This window comes from Micromonospora craterilacus (assembly GCF_003236315.1).
In the GTDB taxonomy this organism is placed as follows: domain Bacteria; phylum Actinomycetota; class Actinomycetes; order Mycobacteriales; family Micromonosporaceae; genus Micromonospora; species Micromonospora craterilacus.
Window position 1 is genome coordinate 1 of record NZ_POTY01000607.1, and the last position, 381, is coordinate 381.

Annotated in this window: 1 pseudogene; it reads right to left on the bottom strand. The window is 79.3% G+C overall.

Annotated elements, in window-relative coordinates:
• Positions 1-362: pseudogene (locus tag C1I95_RS35050) on the bottom strand (hypothetical protein); the annotation flags it as partial.
• Between the last annotated feature and the right edge of the window lie 19 nt (positions 363-381).

The following is a 381-nucleotide window of genomic DNA, read 5'->3' on the forward strand; positions in this document are numbered from 1 at the left end:
CCCCCACCCGGCTGGCCCGGTGCCGGCTCGACGGCACCCGCGGTCTGCGGGACGCTCGCCGGCTCGGCAGCGCCGCTGGCCGGCGGAACGCTGGCCAGCGCGACCACGCCAACGGCCGGCGGAACGCTCGCCGACGGAACGCTCGCTGGCGCATGCGCGCCGTCGGCCACCTGGACCCGCTCCGGTTCGACCTGCTCGCCGGCGCCGCCGCTCCACTCGGCTGCCTCGCCACCCTGCTGAACCGGTGCGACCTCAGCCGCCTCGCCCGCCTCGACGTCGGCGCCCCCAGCGAGGTCGACGCTCGGTGCCTCCGCGGCCGCCGCCTGCTCGTCCGGCTCGTCGCCGGGACCGCTGGCCTCCACAGCCGCCGCCTGCTCGTCC